7 protein-coding genes are annotated in these 9733 nt (G+C 68.6%); 1 reads left to right on the top strand and 6 read right to left on the bottom strand.

Features of this window, described 5'->3' with window-relative positions; genetic code table 11:
- Positions 1–67 precede the first annotated feature (67 nt).
- From DRB06_RS11505 to DRB06_RS11485, 5 genes are all read right to left on the bottom strand, one after another.
- Entirely contained in the window at positions 68–943 is an 876-nt protein-coding gene (locus tag DRB06_RS11505) for a PTS system mannose/fructose/sorbose family transporter subunit IID (RefSeq protein ID WP_073333956.1), read from the bottom strand.
- A 32-nt stretch (positions 944–975) separates the two neighbouring features.
- Positions 976–1833 (bottom strand): PTS mannose/fructose/sorbose transporter subunit IIC, encoded by an 858-nt coding sequence (locus tag DRB06_RS11500; RefSeq protein WP_073333953.1) that lies wholly within the window; start codon positions 1831–1833, stop codon positions 976–978.
- A 37-nt stretch (positions 1834–1870) separates the two neighbouring features.
- Positions 1871–2365, bottom strand: coding sequence for a PTS sugar transporter subunit IIB (locus DRB06_RS11495; RefSeq protein ID WP_073333951.1), 495 nt, complete (start codon positions 2363–2365; stop codon positions 1871–1873).
- Positions 2365–2817: a PTS sugar transporter subunit IIA gene (locus DRB06_RS11490; protein ID WP_073333948.1), complete on the bottom strand. Its 453-nt coding sequence runs from the start codon at positions 2815–2817 to the stop codon at positions 2365–2367. Before DRB06_RS11490 ends, DRB06_RS11495 begins: the two co-directional genes overlap by 1 nt.
- 156 nt (positions 2818–2973) lie before the next feature.
- Positions 2974–5097: an NAD(+) synthase gene (locus DRB06_RS11485; RefSeq protein WP_111820017.1), complete on the bottom strand. Its 2124-nt coding sequence runs from the start codon at positions 5095–5097 to the stop codon at positions 2974–2976.
- A gap of 139 nt (positions 5098–5236) precedes the next feature.
- Between DRB06_RS11485 and DRB06_RS11480 the strand changes: the two genes are divergently transcribed.
- On the top strand, positions 5237–8041 hold the full coding sequence (locus DRB06_RS11480; protein WP_111820016.1) for a GH32 C-terminal domain-containing protein: 2805 nt from the start codon (positions 5237–5239) through the stop codon (positions 8039–8041).
- A gap of 995 nt (positions 8042–9036) precedes the next feature.
- Here DRB06_RS11480 and DRB06_RS11475 read toward each other — a convergent pair.
- Positions 9037–9624 (bottom strand): TetR/AcrR family transcriptional regulator, encoded by a 588-nt coding sequence (locus DRB06_RS11475; RefSeq protein ID WP_111820021.1) that lies wholly within the window; start codon positions 9622–9624, stop codon positions 9037–9039.
- Positions 9625–9733: the final 109 nt, after the last annotated feature.

Here is a 9733-nt window from a genome sequence, read left to right as displayed (position 1 = left end):
AGGTCGGTCGAAGCCTCGCAACTTCGACCGACCTCGACGGTAACAACGACCGACCTCGGTGGTGGGGCTATAGGCCGAGCCAGCCGGTCCAGGCGCCGAGGATGCCGATGACGAACATGCCGAGAATGATCCACAGGGCGTTGATCTTCTTATTCAGCAGCCACATGCACAGGAAGGTCAGCCCCAGCGCGGCCACGCCCGGCAGCAGCTGGTCGAGAATATTCTGCAGGGTGGTCTCGGTGACGGTGCCGTCGTCCGCCTCCACCGAGGAGATCACCCCGGGGAAGTTGATCGTCGTCCATTTGGCCACCAGGGCACCCATGACGAACAGACCGGTGATGGCGGCGATCTGCGTGATGCGCTTGAGCTGGCCGCCGCCGACCTCACTGACCATGGCGGTGCCGCGCTCGTAGCCCCACTTCAGGCCGTACCAACGCACCAGGATGCGAATGACATTGATGCCCAGGAAGTAGATGAGCGGGCCGAGCCACGCACTGCTCGAGCCGGTCAGGGCCAGGGAGGCACCCAGAGCGCCAAGCACGGGCCGGATGGTCCCCCAGAAGATGGGGTCGCCGACGCCGGCGAGCGGGCCCATGAGGCCGACCTTGACGTTGGTGATGGTGTCATCACCGATTTCCTCGCCCTTGGCACGCTGCTCCTCCATGGCGGCGGTGACGCCGAAGACCACCGAGGAGATCCAGGGGTGGGTGTTGTAGAACTCCAGGTGGCGCTTGAGGGCGGCCGCCTGTTCGGTCTTGTTGGACGGGTAGAACCTCCGGATCGCCGGCATGAGGGTGATGCAGAAGCCCATGGCCTGCATGCGCTCGAAGTTGAAGGATCCGAGCAGGAATGTGGAGCGCCAGTACATGCTCCGCAGGTCGCGGTCGGTGAGCATGCGCCCGGTGTCGGGAGCGGCGTCGATTTCAGTGGACTCTGTGGACATGGTCGTGTTTCCTTCCCTGTTCCTTGCCGCGGTCAGTCGAGCTCGTCATCGAGTTCGTCGTCCAAGTCGTCGTCCAGGCCGCCGGAGCCGCCGCCCACTGCTGCGGGGGCGGGACGCGGCAGCTGAACCGACTCGTGGAAGTCGGGGTTGAGCTGGACGTAGATGAAGGCCAGGCAGACGCCCATGATGCCCAGGGCGACCAGGGTGATACCGGTGTCCAGGGTGGTCATGGACTGCGCCACGATGAAGCCGATGAAGAAGAAGGGCATGAGTTTGCGTGCCCGCATCATGTTGATGACCATGGCGTAACCGACGACGACGATGAAGCCACCGGCGATCTGCAGGCCCTCGGTGACGACCTCGGGAATCAACCCCAGGGCGCGCGCCACGGAGTCACCGGAGGCGACCACCGCGACCGCGGCGGTGGGAATCGCCACGCGCAGGCCCTGCAGGGACAGCGCGATGAAGTGCATGATCTGAATGCCCCGCATATTGCCGTCCTCCGCGAAGCGGTCGGCCTGGTGGGCGAAGAACACGTTGATGGTACGTACGAAGATGGTCAGGGCCTGGCCGGCGACGGCCAGCGGGACGGCGACGGCGATCGCCTCATCGTGGGTCTGTCCGCCGGCGATGGCGATGACGGTGGAGATGGTGGATGCCAGTGCGGCGTCGGGGGCCATGGCGGCGCCGACGTTCATCCAGCCGAGGCTGAGCAGCTCGAGGCTGCCGCCAACCATGATGCCGGTGGTCGGATCGCCCATGGCGAGCCCGGTCAGGGTGCAGGCGATGATGGGTCGATAGAACATGCGTTCGTCCAGAACGGAGTCGCAACCGGCGAGGAAGGCCACGAGGGTCACGAGGATGATCTGGACAGCACCGATGTCATGCATGAGAGTGCTTCCTGGTGGGGACGGATAGGGGAGGGGGTCAGTTGATGAAGCCCTTGGACTTCAGCGTTTCCATCAGGCCGGTGCGCCCGGAGGAGGGGACCTGCTGGATGTATTGGCTGATGCCGCGGGAGTCGATCTCCTGGAAGTTCTTGACGTCCTCGTCGGAGACGTAGACGGCCTGCGACAGGGCCTTGGTGCCCTGCTTGAAGGTCATGCCGCCGACGTTGACCTCATCGGCCTGGATGCCCAGGTCGAGCAGGCGCACGATGTCTGCCGGGGTCTCGACGACGATGACGGCCTTGAGGTTCTCGTACTTGGGGTTCTTGTACACGCGGGCGGCCTTGGCGACGGTCAGCACATGGACCTTGACCTTGCCGCCGCCGGTCTGGAGCATGAGCGTCTTGCGCAGCTCGTCGTTGGCGGCGCCGTCGGAGACGGCGAGGATGGCCTCGGCGCCCAGGGAGCCGGCCCAGTTGTTGGCGACCTGGCCGTGGACCAGGCGGGAATCGATGCGCAGGAGCTTGATGTCCATCAGAGCTCGTCTCCTTCGTCGTCGTCGGAATCGGTGGTGGTGGGTGGGGTGAAGATCTCGGAGAGGACCTTGACGCCGCCGGCGCCGGAGGTCTTGGCGACCTCGACCAGCTCGGTCAGGTCGCCGCCGGCCAGGCGGCGGCCGAGGACCTCGATGAGCATGGGCAGGTTCACCCCGGTGACGACGTCGGCGTCCTCACGGGCGGCGGCGAAGCGGGCGGCGGCGTTGTAGGGGCTGCCGCCGAGCAGATCCACGAGGATGAGGTACTGCCCCGAGGCGGAGGACTCGACGGCGTCGGCGTACTTCGCCAAGAGGTCGTCCGGTCCTTCGCCGGGGTCGAAGCTGATGGGGACGACGTCGTCCTGCGGGCCGGCGATCATGGCGGCGGAGTTGAGCAACCCCTCCGCCAAATGACCGTGGGCCGCGACGATCACTGCAACTGATGACTGCAACGGCGGGCTCCTGCCAGTGGCGCACCGTCGGGGAACGGTGCTGATCGAACAATGGGGTCATGACCACGTCGCCATGCCCCAGCACGGTCAGCGTATGCCAAATCGTTTGGACTGGCGACAGATTATGACGAAGCACACAGTAGCACGCGGGTGGTCTTAGATCTCGGGAACGTTGCGCTCAATTTCAGCGAGCCACGGCCCGGCGTCGGCGTCGGAGGGCATGCGCCAGTCGCCGCGTGGGGACAGCGTGCCGCCGCCGACCACCTTGGGGCCGTTGGGCAGCGTCGAGCGCTTGAACTGACTGGAGAAGAAGCGCCGGAAGAAGACCAGTTCCCACTTGCGGATGTCGGCGAGCGTGTAGGCGACCTTCTCCTCCTCGGGCAGGCCGGCCGGCCACTGCCCCACGCTCGGGTCGGCCCAGGCCTTCTCCGCCAGGAAGGCGATACGGGAGGGGCGCTCGCCACGCCGCAGCACGTGCCACAGTGTGAAGTCCTGCAGCGCGTAGGGGCCGATGCGCGCCTGAGTGGACTGGATGGGCTCGCCGTCGTCGGCCGGAACCAGCTCGGGGCTGATCTCGGTGCTCAGCACGGCCAACAACACCTCGCAGGCCTGCTCGGAGAAGAGCTTCTCGGCCACCACCCAGCGGATCAGGTGCTGAATCAGGGTCTTGGGTACGCCCGCATTGACGCCGTAGTGGGCCATCTGGTCGCCCACCCCGAAGGTGCACCAGCCCAGGGCCAGTTCGGACAGGTCGCCGGTGCCCAGCACGATGCCGCCGCGGGCGCCGGCGATGCGGAACAGGAAGTCGGTGCGCAGCCCGGCCTGCACGTTCTCGAAGGTGACGTCGTAGACCTCGCGGCCGCGCTCACCGCGCCCGTAGGGGTGGTCCATGGCGGTGAGCATCTGCTCGGCGACGGGCCGGATGTCCAGCTCCTCCACATGGCAGCCGAGCGCGGTGGCCAGGGCGAGGGCGTTGTGCTTGGTGGCGGCGGAGGTGGCGAAGCCGGGCATGGTGATGGCGTGGATGTCCGTGCGCGGGCGACCGAGGCGGTCCATGGCACGGGCGGCGACGATCAACGCGTGGGTGGAGTCCAGGCCACCGGAGACGCCGATGATGAGCTTGGGGTTGCCGATGGCGCGCAGCCGCTGCTCCAGGGCGGACACCTGAATGTTGTAGGCCTCGTAGCAGTCCTGGGCGAGGCGGTCGGGATCGTTGGGGACGAAGGGGAAGCGGGACACCTCCCGGCGCAGTCCGATGTCGGTGCGGGGCGCGGCCAGGGCGTCCCGCGGGATGCGTACGGTGCGGAAGGCGTCGGGATTGGTGGGGGCGGCGGTGCCGCGGGCGAAGGTGCGGCGGTTGTCGTCGAAGGTGCCCTGGCGCAGGCGCTCGGCGCGCAGGCCCTCGAGGTCGACGTCGACGACGGTGGCGCGGGGGGAGTCGGGGAAGCGCTCGGTCTTGCCCAGCAGGGTGCCGTTCTCGTAGATGAAGGTCTGCCCGTCCCAGGCCAGGTCGGTGGAGGACTCGCCCTGCCCGGCGGCCGCATATACGTAGGCGGCCAGATCGCGGGCGCTGGAGGCGCGGGCCATCAGTCGGCGCTGCTCGGCGCGGCCGACGGTGACCGGGGAGCCGGAGAGGTTGACCAGCACGGTGGCGCCGGCCAGGGCCGCGATGGAGGACGGCGGGACCGGCACCCACATGTCCTCGCAGATCTCCACGTGGAAGACCAGCCCGGGCACGTCCTCGACGGCGAAGAGCAGGTCCGGCCCGAGCGGCACGCTCACGCCGTCGGCGTCGGGGCCGACGCCGGGCAGGGGGACGGTGGCGGGCAGGTCGCCGGCTCCGGCGGCGAAGTGCCGGGACTCGTAGAACTCGCGGTAGGTGGGCAGGTACGACTTGGGGGCGACGCCGCGCACCGCCCCGCCCTGGATGACGACGGCGCAGTTGAGCAGCCGGTCGCCCACGCGCAGGGGGGCGCCGACGACGAGTGCCGGCAGCAGGTCGGCGCTGGCGACGCGGATGGTTTCGAGTGCGGCCAGCACGTTGGCGGCCAGCAGGTCGTCCAGGAGCAGGTCGTCGACGGAGTAGCCGGTCAGAGTCAGCTCGGGGAAGGCGGCCAGTACCACGCCGTCGGCGGCCAGGGCGCGGGCCTGCTCCACAACGGCGGTGGCATTGGCGGCGGGGTCGCCCATGCTCACCGGCAGGGTGACCGCGGCGACGCGCGCGAAGCCCTGGTCGTAGGCGGAGTGGAAGGCGATGTCGGTGCGCTCCGGGTTGCTCATGGGCCGATCCTGGCACAGCAAACCCGACAACGACTCTTGTCAAATCGTTTTCTTCACCGTAGTGTCTTCATGCGTCCCGGGAACACGCGGCCCCGGACGCCTTGACCCTTACCCCTGAATCGCATCGAAGGAGATGCACATGCACGTCGCTTCGCGATTACCACGCCCGCTCCGGCCCCTGGCCGTCACGGCGGCACTCGCCCTGGCCGCCGTCGGCGCTGCCGCGCCCCTGCCCGCAGCCCCGGCCGCCGCCGACCCCGCGGATACCACGGCCGCCGACCCCTGGCGGCCGCTGGCCCACTACTCGCCCCAGAACAACTGGATGAACGACCCCAACGGCCTGGTGTATGTGGACGGCGAGTACCACATGTTCTACCAGTACAACCCGGAGGGCAGCGAGTGGGGCAACATGTCCTGGGGGCACGCGGTCTCCACCGACCTGGTGCACTGGGAGGAGCTCGGCGTCGCCATCCCCTACACCGCGGACTACGGAGTGTTCTCCGGCTCGGCCGTCTACGACGTCAACAACACCTCCGGCCTGGGCACCGCCGACGCCCCACCCCTGGTGGCGGTGTGGACGCGCGCCGACAACCACAACGGCAACCAGTCCCAGTCCCTGGCCTACTCCACGAATAAGGGCCGCACCTGGACCACCTACAAGGGCGGCGACCCGGTGCTGGACATCGGCTCCACCGAATTCCGCGACCCCAAGGTCTTCTGGGATGAGGCCGCCGGCCACTGGACCATGGTGGTGGCCCTTTCCGCCGAGCACCAGGTGGCCTTCTACTCCTCCGACAACCTGATCGACTGGACGCGGCAGTCCACCTTCGGCCCCATGGGTGACACGAGCGCCGTATGGGAGTGTCCCGACCTGTTCCCCATGGCACTGGACGGCGACCCGAACAACGTCAAGTGGGTGCTGTCGCTGAGCGTGGCCGGCAGGGGCCGCTACTTCACCGGCGACTGGGACGGCACCACCTTCACCGCCGACGCGCTGCCCGTTTACACCGGCACCGAGGGCACCGTGGTGGAGGACTGGGAGTCCGGCGCCTACGGCGACTGGACCACCTCCGGCACCGCCTTCGGCGACGCCCCGGCCTCCGGTGACGTCACCGGTCACGAGGGCTCCTACTACGCGGACTCCTGGGGCACGGGGGACGCCGACACCGGCTCGCTGACCTCCGCCCCGTTCACCATTGAACAGGACTACCTGAACCTGCTCATCGGCGGCGGCAACCACCCCTATGACGCCGCCGCCACCGGCGACGACGGCGACGGCACCCTGCTGGCCGGCTTCGACGACGGCACCTGGGAGGGCTGGACCGTCACCGGGAACGCCTTCGGGGAGGCTCCGCTGACGGGTGCCGCACCCGGGCAGCAGGACCTGATCAACATGAGCAGTGCCGGCGTGCTGAACTCCTTCTACGACGCCGACACCGGTCAGGGCACCGACGCGTCCACCGGCACGGCCACCTCTCCGGAGTTCACCATCGACGCCGACTACCTGAACCTGCTCATCGGCGGCGGCAACCACCCGGAGGCGGATGGCGGCGGCGCCACCGTCGTCCAGCTGCTGGCCGACGGCAAGGTAGTGCGCACCGCCACCGGCCGCAACCTGGAGGAGCTCAACTGGCAGAGCTGGGACGTGAGCGACCTGCGCGGGACCACCGTCACGCTGCGCGTCGTCGACGAGAACACCTCCGGCTGGGGACACATCCTCCTCGACGAGGTGCGGTTGTCGGACCGCGCCGCCACCGCCATTCCCAACAACACCTCTGCCAACGTGGTGGTCGACGGCCAGGTGGTCGCCTCCGCGACCGGCCGCCAGTCGGGCGGCCTGGACTGGGCGAGCCTCGATCTGCGCCAGTGGCGGGGACGGGAGGCCCGGTTGGTGCTCGAGGACAACAACCAGACCTCCGAGTGGGGCCACTTCATGGTCGACACCATCGTCCAGTCGGATACGCCCGGGTTCAGCCAGGCGGAAGTGATGCCGTACCTGGACCATGGGCGCGACTACTACGCGGCCGTCACCTGGAACGGTGTACCCGACGGCGAGCGCTACACGGTGGCCTGGATGTCCAACTGGGACTACGTGAACGCGGTACCCACCACCTCCTGGCGCACCGCCATGACCACGCCCCGTCAGCTGGAGCTGCGCACGCTGAACGGCGAGCCGCGACTGACCGCCGCACCCGTGGCCGGGATCGAGTCGCTGTACACCGGTGACGCTGTGGTGCTGGACGGAACCGAGATCCCCGAGGGCACCAACACCCTCGATGATCCGGCCGCGGGCACGGCCCTCGACATCTCCCTCGCCCTGGACCCGGGCTCGGCCACCGACAGCGGGATCGTCGTGCATGCCGCCGACGGGCAGGGCACCGTCGTCGGCTATGACGCCGAGGCGGGCGAGGTCTACCTGGACCGCACCAACTCCGGCGCCACCGACTTCTCGGCGGCCTTCCCGAGCGTGGAGCGCGCGGAGGTCACTCCCGACGCGGATGGCCTGGTGCGGCTGCGGGTACTGGTGGACGCCTCGTCGGTTGAGGTGTTCGCCGCCGACGGCGCAACAACCATCACCGATGCGGTCTACCCGGAGGAGACGGCGACGGGAGTGTCCCTGTTCGCCGACGGGGGTGCGGCCACGGCGGTGCAGCTGCGCATCAACCAGTTGTCGGACTACCGCAACCCCTCCATCACCCCGCTGCCCTCGCCGTCGGCGAGCCCCTCGGCGGAGCCCACAACCGTGCCCTCGTCTGCGCCCTCGACGGCCCCGTCGACCGGACCGTCGAGGCCGGCCGCGACGCCGACCGCCGCAGCGACTGCGCCCAGCGGATCTAACGGACCGCTGGCACACACCGGTGCCACCACGCCGCTTCTCCTGGTCGTGGCGGCGGCGCTGGTCGTCGCAGGGGTCACCCTGAGGGCTTCGCGGCTCCGCCACTGATTCGCGAATCTGGGGCATCCCGCGTAACCGCAACCCATCCGTTACCAGACTCCCGCGGAATTCTGGGCTTTCCTGGATGGATTAACCACGCGGGACGGCCTATGATTACCCATGTCGGAACGCTCGCGGCATCGAGGAGGTTCAGGGACTCTGATGACGTGCCGGTGCGTTTGGGGTTGACGCGTTTCAGGGACCGCGCCCCCAAAGTCCGACCGGGGCCCCGCGCCAATGGCGCGGGGCCTCTTTTTGCCCTGACGTGGTCATCGGCGCGAACGTGGTGCTGTAGACCGGCGTGTCGCGGGGAGGCCTGGCCTTTGTGTGGGTGGTGGTGTCCGGCGTCGGGGGCCGGGGTGGCTTTGCACGACCCTGGGCGACACTGCACGACCCTGGTGCACATTCCACGACCCCGGGGTGGTCGTGCAACAGGCACCAAGGTCGTGGAACGCGGCCCGAGGTCGTGCAAAACACGAGGCGGGTCAGTAGTTAGGACCCCGGGCGTATGGCCGCGCCCTGTCCCGCGCTCGCTGCCACATCCTCAGACCGAAGGAGCCCCAATCGCCGCCGACCGGGTCCACCCGGCTGAACTTGCGGTTTATCGGCGCGAATGCGTGTGGTTCGGGCGCGTCGTGGGGGCCTTAGTTGGTTCGTCCGGCGCAGCCCTTACGGGTTCCGGTGGCCTTCCTCGGGTGTGGGAGTGGTGTCCCACCCTGCGGCGGCGTTTCCCGCGGGACCCACGCACGTGGTGGCCTGCGCGTCGACGACTCGTCAGGTGTGGTGACAGTTCGCTAGGTGCGCCGACGCCGAACACACGCGTTCGCGTCAGGAACACGAGTTTTAGAGCTTTGCACGTGCCCCGCACCCGCAAACCTCCAAAACTCGTGTCTTTGCGGGAAACTCGTGTACGAGACGCGGCCCAGCCGTACAGCACCCCAGCCCCCGAGGCCCAACCCGCGCCACAGAAGAGCCGCCCCCGCCGCGGCAGAACTCGGAATAACTCAGCCGATCCGCCAGCGCCGCTTGAGGTCGTCCACGTACAGGCGCATCTCTTCGACCATCCCGGTGCCGACGTTCACCTCCGCCGCCGTGCCGGGCGTGGTCGCACACAGCCACTGGATCTGCAACCCATCACTGAGGGCCACCACCGAACGCGCGATCAGCCGCGAGGGCGCCTCGGGACGCACCGTGCCGGCGGCCTTGCCCCGCTCCAGGCTTGCCTCAATCTGCGCGATGGACTCTGCCAGGTGTTGGGCCAGCCAGGCATGCGCCGGATGGTCGGCAGCCAGAACCGCCGGCGTCGTCGCCGTATAGATCGCCACCAGTTCGCGGTGGCGGGTGTTGTGCTCCACCAGGGTCGCGAAGGCGTCGAGCAGGCGCCAGGGGTCGTCCTTAAACTGCTCGTCCCCCAGCAGGCTCGCACGGTCCTCGCGGTCGCGGCGCTCGAGCACCTGGGCGAACAACGCCTCCTTGGAGGAGAAGTGGTGCAGTAGACCGGCCTTGGAGATCTCGGCGGCAGCAGCGATATCCGCGAGTGAGGTGCCCGCGTAGCCATGGGCGCCGAACAGGGCAACGGCCTCATTGAGGATGCGTTCGCGCTTGTCCTCGCTGCCGGCCGGCGGGCGGCCAGGGCCGCGCCAACGCCCACCCGAAGCGGTAGAAGTGGTCGCGAGCGAGGCGGCATGTGGGTGGGCCGGG

Origin of the sequence: Actinomyces sp. Z5 (genome assembly GCF_003287795.1) — a bacterium.
Classification (GTDB): Bacteria; Actinomycetota; Actinomycetes; order Actinomycetales; family Actinomycetaceae; genus Actinomyces; species Actinomyces glycerinitolerans.
Note: the sequence above shows the minus strand (reverse complement) of the source record. Positions and strands in the feature narration are given on the sequence as shown.